Origin of the sequence: Paraburkholderia fungorum (assembly GCF_003610895.1) — a bacterium.
GTDB classification, from domain to species: Bacteria; Pseudomonadota; Gammaproteobacteria; order Burkholderiales; family Burkholderiaceae; genus Paraburkholderia; species Paraburkholderia fungorum_B.
On the sequence record NZ_MCAS01000016.1, the window covers coordinates 84,160 to 100,487 of the forward strand.

The following is a 16,328-nucleotide window of genomic DNA, read 5'->3' on the forward strand; positions in this document are numbered from 1 at the left end:
CGATGAGCCCCGTGTTTGTCATCACCGTCCTGCTGTGGTTGTCGGTGGCGGGTCTGGCGTTCGCGCTCGTCAAGCGCGCCGCGTACTGGCGCGAAGGCCGCGCCACGGCGGCGGGTGCGTACGGATGGACCAATCTGCTGGCGATTCCGAAGCGCTATTTCGTCGACCTGCATCACGTGGTGGCGCGCGACCCGTACATCGCGAAGACGCACGTAGCGACGGCGGGCGGCGCGATCCTCGCGATGGCGCTGGTATTCGTCAACTACGGTCTGGCGATCTACTCGCCGTGGCTCGACAAGCTGATCTTTCTGGCCGCGCTGGTGATGCTGGTCGGCGCGGTGTTCGTCTGGCGCCGGCGGCACGGCGCGAAGGCTGTGCCGGCTCGGCTCTCGCGCGGTCCCTGGGATCATCTGCCCTTGCTGCTCGGATCGTTCGCGCTCGGTTTGGCGCTGTTCGTCGCGCTGCCGGCCGCGGCGATGTCGGGTGCGCTGGCGATTATCGTCGCGCTGCTGATCGCGGCGGGGGCATTCACGATGACCTTCGGCGCGGCTCGCGGCGGCCCGATGAAGCATGCGCTTGCCGGTCTGCTGCATCTCGCGTTCCATCCCCGTCAGGAGCGCTTTGCCGAACGCAACGACAACGACGTCGTACCGCCGACCGCATTGAAGGTGCCGCTGCTCGACGCGAAGGAATACGGCGTCGGCAAACCGGTCGAGTTCCGCTGGAACCAGTTGCTGAGCTTCGACGCGTGCGTGCAGTGCGGCAAATGCGAAGCGGCGTGTCCCGCGTTCGCGGCCGGTCAGCCGCTCAACCCGAAGAAGCTGATTCAGGATCTGGTCACGGGCATGGTCGGCGGCACGGACGAGGCGTATGCGGGCAGCCCGACCCCAGGCATCCCGCTCGGCAAACACGGCGGCGCGCCGGGCAAGCCGCTCGTGTCGAGCCTGATCGAAGCGGACACGCTGTGGTCGTGCACCACCTGCCGCGCTTGCGTGCAGGAATGCCCGATGCTGATCGAGCATGTCGACGCGATCGTGGATATGCGCCGCAACCAGACCCTGGTTGAAGGCAGCGTTCCCGGCAAGGGGCCGATCACGCTCGCGAATCTGCGCGAGACCGGCAGTTCGAACGGTTATGACATCGGTGCGCGTTACGACTGGGCGGTCGATCTGCAAGTGCAGGTCGCGCAACCGGGACGTCAGGTGGATGTGCTGTTGATCGCCGGCGAAGGCGCGTTCGACATGCGCTATCAACGCACACTGCGTGCGCTCGTCAAGGTGCTGAATCGGGCGGGAATCGACTACGCGGTGCTCGGCGGCGTCGAAACCGACACCGGCGACACGGCACGGCGTTTGGGCGATGAAGCCACCTTCCAGCAGCTCGCGACAAAACTGATCGGCACGCTTTCGCAGTACGCGTTCCGCAAGATCGTGACCGCCGATCCGCACGTGCTGCATAGCCTGCGCAACGAATATCGCGCGCTCGGCGGTTTCTACGAGGTCCAGCATCACACGGCGCTGATCGAAGAACTGGTGGCGAGCGGAAAACTGTCGCCGAAGGCGGTCGCCGCGTTCGCCGATCGCAAGATCACGTATCACGACCCGTGCTATCTGGGCCGCTATAACGGCGAGACGGAAGCGCCGCGCAGGTTGCTGAAAAGCATCGGCATCAAGGTGGTCGAGATGGAACGCAACGGCATGCGCGGACGTTGCTGCGGCGGTGGCGGCGGTGCCCCATTGACCGACATCCCTGGCAAAAAACGCATTCCGGACATCCGCATCGACGATGCCCGCGCGATAAACGCCGACATCGTTGCGGTGGGTTGCCCGAATTGCACGGCGATGCTCGAAGGCGTGGTTGGCCCGCGTCCGGAAGTGCTGGACGTCGCTGAACTGGTTGCAGCAGCGCTGGAGTAACGCGATGAACACGCTCAAACGAATCGACCCGCGCCGGCCGTTCACGATCACGGCCGACGGACTCAAGCGCATCACGCTCGGCATGACGGGTGTCGCCGGCTCGACCGGGTTCGCCGCGCAGGGCGCCACGGGCGCGGCGCACCGCGAGCATGCGAAACCGCGCCGCACAACCGCCGCGGCGCGGCGGGTGCTGCTGGTGGCCGCTCACGCGGACCGTGGCGCGCTGGACGACCACGCGCGTCAGACTCTGGCCGCCGCGGCACTGATCGCGGACGCGACAACCGAGGTCGTGCTGCTCGTCTTCGGCGAATTCACCGGCGATGCGGCCGCGCTCGGCGCCGACAAACTGATCGAATTGCCGATGTTCGACCGTCGCGTTTTTGCGCCTCTGGACGAACTGAACGCACTCGCCGCGTGCGTCGCGGCTTATGCGCCGGCGCACATTTTTCTGCCTGACAATCCCACCGGCGACGGCGATCTCGGCCGCCGTTATGCGGCAGCTGCGAATGCGAGCGTCGCGGCGCACGTCGTCGAAATCGATGCGACGCATGTCGCGGCGTATGTTCAGACGAATACGGCGTTCGCCCGCTGCGCATTGCCTGAGGTCGTGTTGCTCGCACCGAATGCGGTCGATCCGAAGTTGCCGTTTGTCGGCGCGGGCGAGCGCGTGGTGTGGCGTTTCGATGGCGAAGCGGCTTCGCCCGAGGGCGTCGTGCGCGATCTTGGCATCGAGGAAATGGATGCCGCCCAACTGGCGCTCGAAGAGGCGGATTTCATCGTTTCGGCAGGCAATGGCGTGAGCGATGTGCCCGCGTTCGAGCGCCTGGCGGCGACGTTGGGCGCCGCGATCGGCGCAAGCCGCGTGGCGGTGGACGACGGCAAATTCACCCGCGACAAGCAGATTGGCGCGACCGGCAAGACCGTCGAAGCGAGCGTCTATATCGCGTTCGGTATTTCGGGCGCGGTGCAGCATCTGCAGGGCATCAAGGATTGCCGGCACGTGATCGCGGTGAATCTCGACGCCAGCGCGCCGATCGCCAAACGCGCGAATCTGACCGTGATTGCCGACGCGCAGGAGACCATCGCGGCGCTGAACGAAGCTGCGGCGGCCGCGCGCACGGCACGCGGCACCGGTGCGGCGCTTTTGAATTCAACGGCTGTTGCGGAAGGAGCGCTTGCATGAAAATCGCCGTACTGGTTTCCGTGGGGCGGCACCCGGTTAGCGGCACCGCGTGTTACAGCCGTAACGACGCCGCCGCGCTGACGATCGCGCTTTCTCTCGCCAGAGCGCACGGTGCGACGCTCGACGTGCTGCACGCGGGCGATCCGTCAAACCCGGCGCTCAAGGAATATCTCGCGCTCGGCGCGCGCACGGTCGAGGTGCTGGAAGTGCCGGCCACGCTTGAAGGGCAAGGCGATGTGACAGCGCCGCTCGCCACCCGTCTGCGCGGTTACGATCTGGTATTGACCGGCACCCGCGCCGAAGGGGCATTCGATAGCGGCATGCTGCCGTATCGCGTCGCCAGTGCGCTGGAGATGCCGCTGGTGGGTGCGGCAGTCGATCTGACGCTACGCGAGGGCTGCGCGGAGGTCCGGCAATTCATGCCGAAGGGCCTGCGCCGGCGCGTGGAGGTGCGGTTGCCGGCTTTGATCGCGGTGCACCCGCTGGCCAATACAGCGCCGAGCTATGCCTATGCGAGGCTGTGCGAAGGCACGATCCGCCCGGTTACGGCGACAACGCCTGCGAGCCCGGCCGCAGCCACCTCCCGCGACCTGGCCTGGACGATCCGTCCCGCGAGCGCCAAACCGGTGCGCCTCGCCGCTGCCGAGAAGCGCTCGGGCCATGCCCGCATGCTCTCGGCGACGACCACGGAAAGCCGTGGCGGCAGCGTCGTAATTGAAGGGAGTTCCGTCGAAAAAGCACAAGTGATCCTTGCGTATTTGCGCGAGCATCAACTCGTGGATTACTGATTTCCGGTTCGGGCCAGCATGCGACCAGGAGGGCCTGGCGCGGCGCCAGACGTGACATGCAACGGAGCACACAATGAAAGTTTCGGCAGACGTTCGCGCAATGATCGAACGCCGCAAAAGGAATCACACACTGGAAGCGCCGTTCTATACGGGCGAGGAAATTTTCGCGCTCGACATGGAGGCGATTTTCCGCAAGCACTGGATTCAGGTCGCGGTGGAACCGGACGTGCCGGAACCGGGCGACTACATCACGGTGGAAATCGGCAACGATTCGATTCTGATCGTGCGCGACGACGACATGCAGGTGCGGGCGTTCCATAACGTCTGCCGCCACCGCGGCGCGCGGTTGTGCAATACGGACAAGGGTTCGCTCGGCAATATCGTCTGCCCGTATCACAGCTGGACCTACAACCTGAACGGCGATCTGATGTTCGCCGAGCACATGGGCGACCAGTTCGACCGCTGCAAGCATAGTCTGAAAGCGGTGCACCTGGAGAATCTTGCCGGTCTGATCTTCATCTGTCTCGCGGATGAGCCGCCTGCCGATTTTGCCGTGATGCGCGCCGCGATGGAACCGTATCTGCTGCCGCACGAACTCGCGGGCTGCAAGGTCGCGGCGTCGATCGACATTATCGAAGAAGGCAACTGGAAGCTCACGATGGAAAACAATCGCGAGTGCTACCACTGCGTCGCGAACCATCCCGAGCTGACGATCTCGCTCTACGAATACGGCTTCGGCTATCAACGCACGCCCGCCAACGAAGAAGGCATGGCCGCGTTCGAAGCGACCGTGGCGCGCCGCACTGCGCAATGGGAAGCGATGAAATTGCCGTCGGCGGAAATCGACCGTCTGGCCGATCTGGTCACGGGCTTTCGCACGCAACGCCTGCCGCTCGATCGCGATGGCGAATCGCAGACCATGGACGCCAAGGTGGCCTCGAAGAAACTGCTCGGCGGTTTCGAGCAGGCCGACCTCGGCGGCCTGTCGTTCTGGACGCAGCCGAATTCGTGGCATCACTTCATGAGCGACCATATCGTCAGCTTCTCGGTGATCCCGTTGTCGGCGGGTAAAACGCTGGTGCGCACCAAGTGGCTCGTGCACAAGGATGCACGCGAAGGCATCGATTACGACGTGAACAATCTCACGGCCGTGTGGCGCGCCACCAATGACCAGGACCGCGCGCTCGTGGAGTACTCGCAACGCGGCGCGACCAGCAGCGCCTACGAGCCGGGCCCGTACTCACCGTTCACCGAAGGACTCGTCGAGAAATTCTGCGAGTGGTATATCGGCCGCATTGCGGAGTTCAGCAATGCGCCTCAAACCCATGATGCCGGCGATGCGCCGGTTTCACACGACGAAAAAGTCGTGTCGTTCATGCGCTGAGCGCAATACCGCAACCAGGAGCGGGAGAAAATAATGATGCGCGATCAGGCGACGCTTCAGCTTAGTCCCGAGCCGGCTCCGGACCGCGAGATGCCAGGCGGTGACGTTTCAGGCCCGCCGGCTTCAAATCGTGTTACACAGCCCCGGTTCTGGGACGGCCTGCCGGCGCGCTGGAACAGCGATACGGACGATACGCTCGTGTGCTGTCAGGTTCGTCAGGAAACGCATGACGTCAAGAGCTTTTTCTTTCGCGCGCCCTCGGAGCGGGCGTTCGTATTCGAGCCGGGGCAATTCATCACGCTGGAGTTGGAGATCGACGGCGAGGCGGTGAATCGCTGCTATACGATTTCGTCGCCGCCCACGCGTCCGCACACCATCTCCATCACCGTGAAGCGCGTGCCGGGCGGCACGGTGTCGAACTGGCTGCATGACAATCTGCACGCGGGCATGCAGGTTCGTGTGCTGGGGCCGGCGGGCGAGTTCACCTGCGCGCGGCATCCGGCGCGCAAATTTCTGTTTCTGTCGGCAGGTTCGGGTGTGACGCCGCTGATGTCGATGAGCCGGGCGCATCATGAACTCGGCGAGGATAGCGACATCGTCTTCCTGCATAGCGCCCGCACGCCGGACGACATCATCTTCGCGCGCGAGCTCGATCTGATTGCGTCGAATCAGACTAATTTCCGCACGGCGTTTGTTTGCGAACGGCTCGGCGCGCGGACGAATTGGCCTGGCGTGACCGGCTTTCTGACTTTGCCCTTGCTTAAACTCATCGCGCCGGATTTTCTGGAGCGCGAGATTTTCACGTGCGGTCCCGCGCCTTATATGCAGGCCGTCCGAAACTTGCTGGCCGAAGGCGGTTTCGATCGCAGCCATTATCACGAAGAGAGTTTCTCGTTCGAGACGATCAGCGAGGTGGCCGCGCAACTGACAACCGCACATGTTGCCGATGCGTTGCAGGCGCCGACTGCCGCAGCGGAGCACTTTGTCGACACGCGTGAACAGGCTGCTGGGTTCGCACCCGCGGCGGTGCCGCTCGAGACGGAAACGACGTTCAAGGTGAGTTTTGCCAAAAGCAATCGCGAGATCGAATGCGGCAGCGGTCAGCATGTGCTCGACGCAGCGAAGAAGGCCGGCGTGCGGCTCGCGGCCTCGTGCACGCAGGGCATGTGCGGCACCTGCAAGGTGAAGCTGGTGTCTGGCGAAGTCGCAATGAAACACGCCGGCGGCATCCGTCAGCGTGAAATCGATCAGGGCATGGTGCTGCTGTGTTGCAGCAAGCCATTGAGCGACCTCGTCGTCGATAAGTAAGACAAGAGCTGGACCAGGACTTGCGCCACAGGTCGTCTGCGGACAACTGGATGTCGTAAAACACCACTACCCAGTAATTCTGGTTAGCGATTCTAAATGCTCAATGGGTAGTTTGAACGGCGAACGGGAGAACGGCGATGAGACTGGTTAAAAAGATGCTGATGTTGAGCGCGGCGGGTGTGCTGGGTGCAACGCTGGCGGCAAGCAGCGTGAGCGTGTCGGCTGATACCAAACCGACCATCAAGATCGGCTATGTGGAGGGTTGGGACGACAGCGTTGCGACCTCGAACGTGGCCGCACGCGTGATCGAAAAACGCCTCGGTTATCAGGTGCAACTGGTGCCGGTCGCGGCGGGTGTGATGTGGCAAGGCGTGGCGCGTGGCGATCTCGACGCGACGCTGTCCGCATGGCTGCCGGTCACGCATGGTGCGTACTGGAACAACTTCAAGGACAAGGTTGTCGATCTCGGCCCCAACTTCAACGACGCGAAAATCGGTCTGATCGTGCCGGATAATGTCGACGTGAAGAGCGTGGGCGACCTCGAGGCGAAGAAGGCGGAGTTTGGCTCGCGGATCGTCGGTATCGATGCCGGCGCGGGCGTGATGCAGAAAACCAGCGAAGCCATCAAGGCATACGGGCTCGACTATCAGCTTATGCCGAGCTCGGGTAGCGCGATGACCGCGGAACTGGCACGTTCGGAAGCAGCGAGCAAACCGATCATTGTGACGGGCTGGAAGCCGCATTGGATGTTCGCGAAGTACAAGCTCAAATTCCTCGACGATCCGAAGAAGGTGTTCGGTGAAGCGGAGCATGTGGATAGCGTCGTCAATCCGGGCCTCGAGACGAAGGCGCCGACAGTGGTCGCGTTCCTCAAGAAGTTTCAATGGAAGCCGGGCGAGATCGATAGCGTGATGCTGGCCACGCAGAACGGCGAGAAACCGACGGCCGCTGCGGATGCGTGGATCAGTGCGCATGGCGATCGCGTGGATAGCTGGGTGAAGTGATTTCGTGCCTGCTGTGCAGGTGGCGCCGCCTGGTTTGAGCGGCGCCTTCCTCAAAGAAACGCCGCTTTTTCAGCGGCGTTTTGTATTTGCATCCCGTTTTTGCATTCCGTTATTGCAACACGACAGTCCGATCGCCGTTGATGAACACCCGCCGCTCGATAAACGCCTTGACCGCTCGCGCAAGCGTGATGCATTCGACGTCGCGTCCCGTAGCCAGCAGGCGCTCCGGGCTGTATGAGTGATCGACGCGCTCCACCACCTGTTCGATGATCGGACCTTCGTCGAGATCGTCGGTGACGAAGTGCGCGGTTGCACCGATCAGCTTCACGCCGCGTGCGTGTGCCTGATGATAGGGCTTCGCTCCTTTGAAGCCAGGCAGAAACGAATGGTGGATGTTGATTGCGCGGGCCGCGAGCGCACGGCTCGTCTCGCCGGAAAGAATCTGCATGTAACGGGCAAGGATCATCAATTCGGCGCCTGAGGTTTCGAACAGGTCGAGCAAACGCGCTTCCTGCTGTGGCTTGGTATCGGCGCTGATCGGCAGATGATGGAACGGCAGGCCGTGCTGTTGCGCGAGCGGTTCCAGATCGCGATGATTCGAGCCGATGCCGACAATATCCATCTTCAACTCCCCCATCCGCCAGCGGAACAGCAGATCGGCGAGACAGTGTTCGAGTTTCGACACCATGATCAGCACCTTCGGCCGCGTGGCGACGTCATGCATGGCCCACGTCATCCGGAAGCGCTCGGCGATCGCTGCGAATTCGCGCTTGAGTGCCGCGATGTGCAGAGTCTCGTTGCTGTCGACGCCATGAAACACGCAGCGTACGAAGAAACGCTCGCTCAGGTCGTCATCGAAAACGGTCAATTCGTCGATATAGCAATGATGGCGGTCGAGAAAGCCGACGACGGCGGCAACCTGGCCCGCCGCGCTCGGACAGGCGACCGTGAGAACCAGTTGATCGGGACGGGAATCGACGGACATGCGAACTCCACTTAGGCAATAGGGCAACGCCGCGGGGCGCGGCATGCATCATCGCAGTAGAGCAAATCAGTGGGGCAGGGGGATAGAAGCTAACCGCCGTCGCGCTGGAATGGGAGCGTCAGACGTGATTGAGGCGGTGGAGGAGCGGCGCGCCCCAGTCGTAAATCAATCTCAGGCGTGGGCGGGCGCCGCGTGCAGTTCCATACCGAGAGCGCGGATCACCTTGATGATCGTTGCGAAGCTGGGGTTCCCATCTTCCGACAGCGCTTTGTACAGACCCTCGCGCGAGATTCCAGTATCGCGGGCGAGCTGCGCCATGCCGCGCGCCCGCGCGATTACGCCCAACGCATGCGCGAGGAATGCCGGATCGTCGCCGCCTTCAAGCAGACAGGCCTCGAAGTATTCAGCCATGTCCGCTTCGGTTTTCAGGTGTTCGGCCGAATCCCACGGCCGGGTTTTGATCTTTCCCATCTTTCACTCCGATTCAAGGTTCGCCAGCATCTTGTGTGCGGCTTTGATATCTGCGGGTTGAGTCGACTTGTCACCACCACACAGCAGGATCACCAGCACCGCGCCACGCTGCACGTAGTAGACGCGATAGCCAGGCCCGTGATCGATCCGCAATTCAGTAATTGGCGCGCCTGCGGAGTTCGTGTCGCCGGGGTTGCCCAATGCCAGACGATCGATGCGGGCCTGAATGCGGCGCTTGGCGATCCGGTCTTTCAAGCCGTCGAACCAGGCGTCGAATGTCTCGGTGGTACGGATATTCAACATCCGCTCAATGTAATCTATAGATCACATATATGTCAACCATGGTTCACGATCAATTTTCACCTTTCCCAGAGCAATCCCTCATTCAGCATCGAGCCCGCATTCGCCTAGCAGCCATTGGCGAAATGCGCTGACGGCCGGTGTCGCCGCGCGCTGCGTGACGAGCAGATAGCCGCGCTCGGTGACCACCGGTGTATCGAACGGTTCGACGAGTTGCCCGGTGGCGAGCAGTTCGTCGATCAGCGGTGCCCAGCCGAGCGCGACGCCCTGGCCCATGATCGCGGCGTGGGCCACGAGCGTAAAGCTGTTGAACGTGATGCCGCGATGCGCGGCAGGCGCATCCAGACCGTGCGCCGCGAACCAGTCGGCCCACGACAGCCAGCGCGCCGGCTGGGTAGGCTCGAGATGCAGCAGCGGCAAGCTCGTCAGGTCCGACGGTGTCCGCAACTGCGGGTGCGCCGCCAGAAACGCCAGACTGCACACGGGCGTGACGCGTTCCGGAAATAACTTGAGCGCACCTCGCGCGGTCCAGTCCGCATTCTCATCTCCGAACGCAATCACAATGTCCGCCTGATCGTGCGATGGATCGAATACCGTCTGCGAGGTGATGATCTTGACGTCGACGTCCGGCATCAGTGCCTTGAACTGCGACAGCCGCGGCATGAGCCAGTATGTTGCGAAGCCGAAGTCGGTGGCGAGCGTGAGGGTTTGCGGCGTGCGCCGCGCGCGGATTTCGGCGGTGGCTGCGCGGATGGTGTCGAGCGCGTTGCGCACCGCTTCGAAGAGACGTACGCCGTCTTCCGTCAGCGTGACGCCGCGATGGCCGCGTTCGAAAAGCGGGGCGCCAAGGGCCTCTTCGAGTTGCACCACGCGCTGGCTGACCGCCGGCTGCGTCGAGCCCAGTTCGCGCGCGGCCGCCGTGAAACTCGCGAGACGCGCCGCGGATTCGAACATCGTCAACGCCTGCATTGGCGGCAAGCGGTCCTGCCTCGACATAAGGCCCCCTTATAGGCACATAACGATTTGCCGTCTTCACAGCTTGGAATTGGACGGCAATAGTGGTGTTCACGCGGGGGCCGGCATGCCGGTTATTCCGCTTGCAACGATACCTGCATCCGCATTTGCGATTCTATTCGAGGCGCGCTCCAATGCTTGATACGAAACAGAATATCCTTATTTTGATGGCCGATCAGATGACGCCGTTTGCACTGGCCGCATACGGACATGGCCTGACGAAGACCCCCAATCTCGATCGCCTCGCCAGACAGGGCGTGGTGTTCGATTCGGCGTATTGCGCCAGTCCGCTGTGTGCGCCGTCGCGCTTCTCTTTTCTATCGGGCAAGCTGCCGTCCGCAATCGGCGCCTATGACAATGCAGCAGAATTTCCGTCGCAAACGCTGACGTTCGCGCACTATCTTCGCGCCGAAGGGTATCGCACGATCCTGTCCGGCAAAATGCATTTCTGCGGCGCGGATCAACTGCATGGTTTCGAAGAGCGGCTCACCACCGACATCTATCCCGCCGATTTCGGCTGGACGCCGGATTGGGACGATTTCGAAACGCGTCCCACGTGGTACCACAACATGAGTTCGGTGATCGACGCAGGCCCTTGCGTGCGGACGAACCAGCTCGATTTCGACGACGAAGTGACATTCACCACGCGCCAGAAGCTCTTCGATATTGCGCGTGAGCGGCATGCCGGCAAAGATGCGCGACCGTTTTGCCTCGTCGCTTCACTGACGCATCCGCACGACCCGTACGCGATTCCGAAGAAGTACTGGGACCTGTACGCGGACGAAGACATTGCACTGCCCACGCATCGCGATTCGCTCGATGAAACCGATCCGCATTCGAAGCGTTTGCGGCATGTGTGCGAAACCGACCGCACGCCGCCGACCGACCAGCAGATCCGCAACGCACGGCGTGCTTATTACGGCGCGATTTCCTACGTCGACGATCAGTTCGGTGCGATTCTCGACGCGCTCGAACAGTCGGGGCTTGCCGAGAATACCGTCATCGTCGTGACGTCTGACCACGGTGAGATGCTGGGTGAGCGCGGGCTCTGGTACAAGATGACCTTCTTCGAAGGCGGCTGCCGTGTCCCACTGATCGTGCATGCACCGCAGCAGTTCGACGCGCATCGGGTGCGCGAATCGGTCTCTCATCTCGACTTGCTGCCCACGCTGGTTGAAATGGCGCGTGGCGAAGAGCCGCCGCTCTGGCCGGATTCGCTCGACGGTCAGAGTCTCGTACCGCATCTGCGAGGGTCCCAAGGTATCCACGGCGGCCACGACGAAGCGATTGGCGAATACCTGGCGGAAGGCGCCATTGCGCCGATCGTGATGCTGCGGCGCGGGCGTTTCAAGTTCATTCACACACCGGCCGATCCTGACCAGCTCTACGACCTGATCGCGGACCCGCTCGAACGGGAGAACCTCGCGACGCACGCCGCCTATGCCACACAGGTCGCGGCATTACGGGAGGAGATCGCACGGCGCTGGGATCTCGCCGCATTGCACAACGAAGTACTCAGAAGCCAGCGCCGCCGCCGTTTCCATTTCGAGGCCACGACACAGGGCACGGTCGCGTCATGGGACTGGCAGCCGCATGTCGATGCGAGCCAGCGTTATATGCGCAATCACATCGACCTCGATACGCTCGAAGCGATGGCTCGTTTTCCCGCTGTGACGCGTTGATTCTCCATTTGCGATTCATCCCACCTACCATCCCAGCTACAGGAAGCCGACATGATGAAAAAGCTCTTCAAACAGGCCGTATCCGGCGTTGCGCTGCTGTGCGCGGCGGCCACCTTCGCCGTGGCCGCCGAGCCGCAGTCCTGTACGCAGGTGAACATGGCGGGGCCTGGCTGGACTGATATCGACGCCACCAATGCGATGTCCGGCGTGCTGCTCAAGGCGCTCGGCTACCATCAGAACGTGGCGAACCTGTCGGTGCCGATAACCTATCAAGGCCTTAAGAAAGGGCAGATCGACGTGTTTCTCGGCAACTGGATGCCGGCCCAGGCGCCGGTCGTCAAACCGTTCGAAGACGAAAAGTCGATCGAGGTCGTGCACCCGAATCTGAGCAATGCGAAGTTCACGCTCGCGGTGCCCGATTATGTCGCGGCCGCGGGTGTGCATTCATTCGCGGACCTCGCGAAGAACGCAGACAAGTTCGACAGCAAGATCTACGGCATCGAGCCGGGCGCGCCGGCCAATCAGAACATCAAGAAGATGGTCGACGACAAGGCGTATGGACTCGGCAGCTGGAAGCTCGTCGAATCGAGTGAGACCGGCATGCTCACGCAGGTCGAGCGCGCCGTACGGGAAAAGAAATGGATCGTGTTCCTTGCATGGGAGCCGCATCTGATGAACACGAAGTTCAAGCTGACCTACCTGGACGGCGGCGACAAGTACTTCGGACCGAACTACGGCGGTGCCACGGTCAATACCGTCGCGCGTAGCGGGTACGCCGAGCAGTGTCCGAATGTTGGCCGCCTGTTCAGGCAACTCACGTTCAATGTCGATCTGGAGAACGGCGTGATCACCGAGGTACTCGAGAAGAAGACCGGAGTCGATGTGGCCGCCGCAGAAGCACTCAAACGCCACCCCGAATTGCTGAAGTCCTGGCTCGACGGCGTGAACACCGTGAACGGCGCCAACGGCTTGCAAGCGGTGCAAACCGCACTCGGCGTGAAATAAGCCCGGCATTTCAGACCACGAAGTCGCTACTCGACAGATTCATGTCGCATCCGGTCGAATCCTCATAAATCTGGACTCGTATTCTTGATCCGTCGATGCAGGCATGACAGAGGATTGCATGCATTGCCAGGAGCTTCAATCTGTCTGATTAGCTTGAATCGTCTGGGCCGGCCTCGCCGGCTCAAGCGAGCTTCAACCCGTTTCAATCAGTCTCAGCCGATTTCGAACTGCCCGTCATGCGAGAAGCGCCGTGTGTTGCACGACAACACGTGGCAGGGATCGCTTTATCTAACGAAATACGCAGGCAAAGAGCAGGGGAGAATTAGATGAAGAAGAGAAATGCCGTTAGCCTTTCGGGACTTGCTCTCGCGGCAAGCGCGGTATGTGCACCGACGGTGGCCCATGCGCAAAGCAGCGTCACCCTGTACGGGATTCTGGACGCCGGGATCACCTACGTGAACAACGCTGGGGGCGCACACCAGTACAAATTCGACGACGGCGTTTCGTACGGCAACCGGATCGGTTTCAAAGGCGTGGAAGATCTCGGCGGCGGTCTGCAAGCGGTCTTCGTGCTCGAATCGGGTTTTCACCTGGGTAATGGCCAATATGGATTCGGTGGCGCCGAATTCGGGCGCCAGGCCTATGTCGGTATCAAGAACTCGTGGGGGACTTTCTCGTTCGGTAACCAGCTCGACATGACCGAAGAGTTTGTCTTCCTGTACAACATTTCCGCGTGGGCGAGCGGCTATGCGATTCACCAGGGCGACTTCGACCGGATGAACGGCGACCGTCTGCCGAACTCGGTGAAGTTCCTGTCGAACGATTTTGCTGGCTTTACCTTCGGCGGCATGTATTCGTTCGGCAACACCGCGGGCGACTTCCATCAGAAGAGCGCATGGAGCGTGGGCGCGCACTATGACCACGGTCCGTTCAACATGGGCGTGGCGTATACGCAGTTGAACAATCCGTTCGGCATCTATGCTTTCGACCCGTACGCGATGATCGGCACGCGGACCTTCCTCGGCCAGCCGACCGTGTCCGTCGATCCGGCCACCGGCGCGGTGACCGATCTGTATAGCTCGTCGGCCTTCCCGGTGGACAAGCAAGGTGCGCTTGCGCTCGGCGCGGCCTATACGATCGGCAACCTGATGCTTTCGGGCGACTTCACCTATACGACGATCAAGGGTTTCGGGCAGACCTCGCACATGCAGGTGTACGAAGCCGGTGCGTCGTATAACTTCACGCCCGCGTTGTCGCTGTACGGTGGCTATCAGCACACGGCTTTCGAGGGCAATCACTGGAACCAGGGCTCGCTCGGGCTGCACTACCTGTTGTCCAAGCGGACCGACGTCTATGTTTCCGGCGACTATCTGCGGGCGTCGAATGGCGTGAATGCGGTGATCGGCTATAGCTTCGCGCCGTCGTCGTCGAATACGCAGTCCGATGTGCGGATCGGGATGCGGCACTCGTTCTAAGGGTTTTCAGCGGATTGACGCGGGCGGCTTCCCGGATAACGGGAGCCGCCCGCTGTCGTTATGGCGGCAATTGATGCACCCGCACACCGGGAATAGCCGTGCGATCCGGCCGGCCCCAAGCGCATCTCGGTACTGACACGCATTGCGTTTGCTTGTGAATATGTGCGAGATTGCCGTCCAGATCCCGGCGATCAATCGCGTTGCGCAACTGTTGCCGCAACCTTATACGAAACTGCTGGGGTATCGACGCCGATTGTGCCGATCACGCAAAGCGAGAGGTCTTATGTCCCAGCAAAAAGCAGCCGAAATTGCGGCGCGGCTCGACCGTTTGCCGCCGTCGCGCACCATCTGGACGATGGTGATCCTGATCTCGCTCGGCGGCGTTTTCGAGTTCTACGACCTGTTCTTTACGGGCTACGTTGCGCCGGGCATGGTCGAGTCCGGGCTTTTCAAGCCTGAATCGCTCGGCTTTCTCGCGGCGCTTCAACCGCTGGCCGTGTCCGGTTTCGGAACCTTCGTCTTTGCCACGTTCGCCGGTCTGTGGGTCGGCACGCTGGTGTTCGGTTATGTTGCCGATCGATTCGGCCGCCGGCTGATCTTCACGTGGTCGCTGATCTGGTACATGGTGTGCACGATCATCATGGCATTCCAGTCCTCGGGCCTGGGCCTCGATATCTGGCGCTTCGTCGCCGGGATTGGCATCGGGGTCGAGCTGGTGACAATCGACACTTACATTTCTGAACTGATTTCAAGTGAACAGCGAGGTCGCGCCTACGCCGTCAATCAGTTCATTACGTTCTCCGTTGTGCCGGTGGTGGCGTTCCTCGCCTTCGCGCTGAAGGGTACCCAGCCGCTCGGGCTCGACTACTGGCGGGTCGTGATCCTGATTGGCTCCGTGGGCGCCATCGTGGTCTGGATCCTGCGGCGCCACATTCCGGAAAGCCCGCGCTGGCTGGCGCGCCATGGAAAGATCGATGAAGCCGAGCGAATCGTTGCGGATATCGAGCGCCGCGTCGTCGCGGAGAAGGGCATTGCGCTGGCCACGCCGCAGACTGTCATGCCGGAGAGCGGAGGGGCGGGCACATTGGGCGAAATTTTCACGTCCCGCTATCGCCGCCGCACGATCATTCTGTCGATTTTCAACATGGCCCAGGTGATCGGTTTCTACGGCTTCGCGGCCTGGGTGCCGACGCTGTTGATTCACCGCGGCATTCATGTAACTGCCAGCCTCGGCTACGCGTTCGTCATCGCGATTGCCAATCCCTTCGGCCCGCTGCTCGGCACCTGGTTTGCCGACCGGGTGGAGCGCAAGGTTCAGATCATTGGCGGTCTTGTCGTCATGGCGGTTGTGATCGCGGTGTTCTCGCAAGCCTCCGAACCGTGGCTGCTGATTGCCCTCGGCGTGCTATTCACGCTGTCGTCGAACATCATGTCTTACGCCTATCACGGCTACCAGGCGGAGCTTTATCCGACCCGCGTCCGGGCCCGGGCAATCGGATTCGTCTACTCGTGGAGCCGGATTTCAGCTGCTTTTGCCGGCCTTGCGATCGGGATTCTGCTGCACGGCTATGGCGTACCCGGCGTCGCGGTCTTCATCGGCATTTCGATGATCGTCGCCATCTGCATGATTCTGCTTGGACCGCCCACGCGAGGCCTGGCGCTGGAGGCGATCAGCCATTGAGCTATCAGCGCCGTCCTCCAATGGCCGGCAATCGTCCGGCGAGGGTTTGTCTCTAGACATATTGGCGTCGCCAGTGTCGATAGACAGATAGGGCAGCCGTGTTCAGGCGACGGCTTGCCGGTCCCTGGATCG

14 protein-coding genes are annotated in these 16,328 nt (G+C 61.8%); 10 read left to right on the forward strand and 4 right to left on the reverse strand.

Annotated elements, in window-relative coordinates:
• Positions 1 to 2 precede the first annotated feature (2 nt).
• From BCY88_RS17440 to BCY88_RS17465, 6 genes are all read left to right on the forward strand, one after another.
• Positions 3 to 1,916 carry a (Fe-S)-binding protein gene (locus tag BCY88_RS17440; RefSeq protein ID WP_120345465.1) on the forward strand — a complete coding sequence of 638 codons (1,914 nt, stop codon included), beginning with the start codon at positions 3 to 5 and terminating at the stop codon, positions 1,914 to 1,916.
• 4 nt (positions 1,917 to 1,920) lie between these two features.
• Positions 1,921 to 3,099: an electron transfer flavoprotein subunit alpha/FixB family protein gene (locus tag BCY88_RS17445; RefSeq protein ID WP_120345466.1), complete on the forward strand. Its 1,179-nt coding sequence runs from the start codon at positions 1,921 to 1,923 to the stop codon at positions 3,097 to 3,099.
• Positions 3,096 to 3,887, forward strand: coding sequence for an electron transfer flavoprotein subunit beta/FixA family protein (locus tag BCY88_RS17450; protein WP_120345467.1), 792 nt, complete (start codon positions 3,096 to 3,098; stop codon positions 3,885 to 3,887). The genes BCY88_RS17445 and BCY88_RS17450 overlap by 4 nt, the downstream gene beginning before the upstream one ends.
• Positions 3,888 to 3,960: 73 nt before the next feature.
• A complete protein-coding gene (locus tag BCY88_RS17455) occupies positions 3,961 to 5,271 on the forward strand; it encodes an aromatic ring-hydroxylating oxygenase subunit alpha (RefSeq protein ID WP_120345468.1) in 1,311 nt (436 codons plus the stop codon).
• A gap of 33 nt (positions 5,272 to 5,304) precedes the next feature.
• Complete coding sequence (locus BCY88_RS17460) at positions 5,305 to 6,579, forward strand: FAD-binding oxidoreductase (RefSeq protein WP_404935700.1); 1,275 nt, start codon at positions 5,305 to 5,307, stop codon at positions 6,577 to 6,579.
• Between the two features lie 137 nt (positions 6,580 to 6,716).
• Positions 6,717 to 7,583: a glycine betaine ABC transporter substrate-binding protein gene (locus BCY88_RS17465; RefSeq protein WP_120345469.1), complete on the forward strand. Its 867-nt coding sequence runs from the start codon at positions 6,717 to 6,719 to the stop codon at positions 7,581 to 7,583.
• Positions 7,584 to 7,692: 109 nt separating this feature from the next.
• Here the strand turns inward: BCY88_RS17465 and purU are convergent, their stop codons facing one another.
• From purU to BCY88_RS17485, 4 genes are all read right to left on the reverse strand, one after another.
• Complete coding sequence (gene purU, locus BCY88_RS17470; protein ID WP_120345470.1) at positions 7,693 to 8,568, reverse strand: formyltetrahydrofolate deformylase; 876 nt, start codon at positions 8,566 to 8,568, stop codon at positions 7,693 to 7,695.
• 171 nt (positions 8,569 to 8,739) lie between these two features.
• Positions 8,740 to 9,039 carry an addiction module antidote protein gene (locus BCY88_RS17475; RefSeq protein ID WP_120345471.1) on the reverse strand — a complete coding sequence of 100 codons (300 nt, stop codon included), beginning with the start codon at positions 9,037 to 9,039 and terminating at the stop codon, positions 8,740 to 8,742.
• A gap of 3 nt (positions 9,040 to 9,042) precedes the next feature.
• Positions 9,043 to 9,342 (reverse strand): type II toxin-antitoxin system RelE/ParE family toxin, encoded by a 300-nt coding sequence (locus BCY88_RS17480; RefSeq protein WP_120345472.1) that lies wholly within the window; start codon positions 9,340 to 9,342, stop codon positions 9,043 to 9,045.
• 78 nt (positions 9,343 to 9,420) lie between these two features.
• On the reverse strand, positions 9,421 to 10,335 hold the full coding sequence (locus tag BCY88_RS17485) for a choline sulfate utilization transcriptional regulator (protein WP_120345473.1): 915 nt from the start codon (positions 10,333 to 10,335) through the stop codon (positions 9,421 to 9,423).
• 152 nt (positions 10,336 to 10,487) lie between these two features.
• Between BCY88_RS17485 and betC the strand changes: the two genes are divergently transcribed.
• From betC to BCY88_RS17505, 4 genes are all read left to right on the forward strand, one after another.
• A complete protein-coding gene (betC, locus tag BCY88_RS17490; protein WP_120345474.1) occupies positions 10,488 to 12,035 on the forward strand; it encodes a choline-sulfatase in 1,548 nt (515 codons plus the stop codon).
• 51 nt (positions 12,036 to 12,086) lie between these two features.
• A complete protein-coding gene (locus tag BCY88_RS17495) occupies positions 12,087 to 13,040 on the forward strand; it encodes a choline ABC transporter substrate-binding protein (RefSeq protein WP_259461430.1) in 954 nt (317 codons plus the stop codon).
• Between the two features lie 326 nt (positions 13,041 to 13,366).
• Positions 13,367 to 14,515, forward strand: a complete 1,149-nt coding sequence (locus BCY88_RS17500) for a porin (RefSeq protein ID WP_120345475.1) — start codon at positions 13,367 to 13,369, stop codon at positions 14,513 to 14,515.
• A 283-nt stretch (positions 14,516 to 14,798) separates the two neighbouring features.
• Entirely contained in the window at positions 14,799 to 16,196 is a 1,398-nt protein-coding gene (locus BCY88_RS17505; protein ID WP_120345476.1) for an MFS transporter, read from the forward strand.
• Positions 16,197 to 16,328 lie beyond the last annotated feature (132 nt).

Excerpts from the sequence above, each read along its gene's own strand:
- BCY88_RS17455 (WP_120345468.1), top strand. The coding sequence starts at position 3,961 with ATGAAAGTTTCGGCAGACGTTCGCGCAATGATCGAACGCCGCAAAAGG.
- BCY88_RS17505 (WP_120345476.1), top strand. The coding sequence starts at position 14,799 with ATGTCCCAGCAAAAAGCAGCCGAAATTGCGGCGCGGCTCGACCGTTTG.
- BCY88_RS17485 (WP_120345473.1), bottom strand. The coding sequence starts at position 10,335 with ATGTCGAGGCAGGACCGCTTGCCGCCAATGCAGGCGTTGACGATGTTC.
- betC (WP_120345474.1), top strand. The coding sequence starts at position 10,488 with ATGCTTGATACGAAACAGAATATCCTTATTTTGATGGCCGATCAGATG.
- purU (WP_120345470.1), bottom strand. The coding sequence starts at position 8,568 with ATGTCCGTCGATTCCCGTCCCGATCAACTGGTTCTCACGGTCGCCTGT.
- BCY88_RS17475 (WP_120345471.1), bottom strand. The coding sequence starts at position 9,039 with ATGGGAAAGATCAAAACCCGGCCGTGGGATTCGGCCGAACACCTGAAA.
- BCY88_RS17450 (WP_120345467.1), top strand. The coding sequence starts at position 3,096 with ATGAAAATCGCCGTACTGGTTTCCGTGGGGCGGCACCCGGTTAGCGGC.
- BCY88_RS17465 (WP_120345469.1), top strand. The coding sequence starts at position 6,717 with ATGAGACTGGTTAAAAAGATGCTGATGTTGAGCGCGGCGGGTGTGCTG.
- BCY88_RS17460 (WP_404935700.1), top strand. The coding sequence starts at position 5,305 with ATGATGCGCGATCAGGCGACGCTTCAGCTTAGTCCCGAGCCGGCTCCG.
- BCY88_RS17495 (WP_259461430.1), top strand. The coding sequence starts at position 12,087 with ATGATGAAAAAGCTCTTCAAACAGGCCGTATCCGGCGTTGCGCTGCTG.
- BCY88_RS17500 (WP_120345475.1), top strand. The coding sequence starts at position 13,367 with ATGAAGAAGAGAAATGCCGTTAGCCTTTCGGGACTTGCTCTCGCGGCA.
- BCY88_RS17440 (WP_120345465.1), top strand. The coding sequence starts at position 3 with ATGAGCCCCGTGTTTGTCATCACCGTCCTGCTGTGGTTGTCGGTGGCG.
- BCY88_RS17445 (WP_120345466.1), top strand. The coding sequence starts at position 1,921 with ATGAACACGCTCAAACGAATCGACCCGCGCCGGCCGTTCACGATCACG.
- BCY88_RS17480 (WP_120345472.1), bottom strand. The coding sequence starts at position 9,342 with ATGTTGAATATCCGTACCACCGAGACATTCGACGCCTGGTTCGACGGC.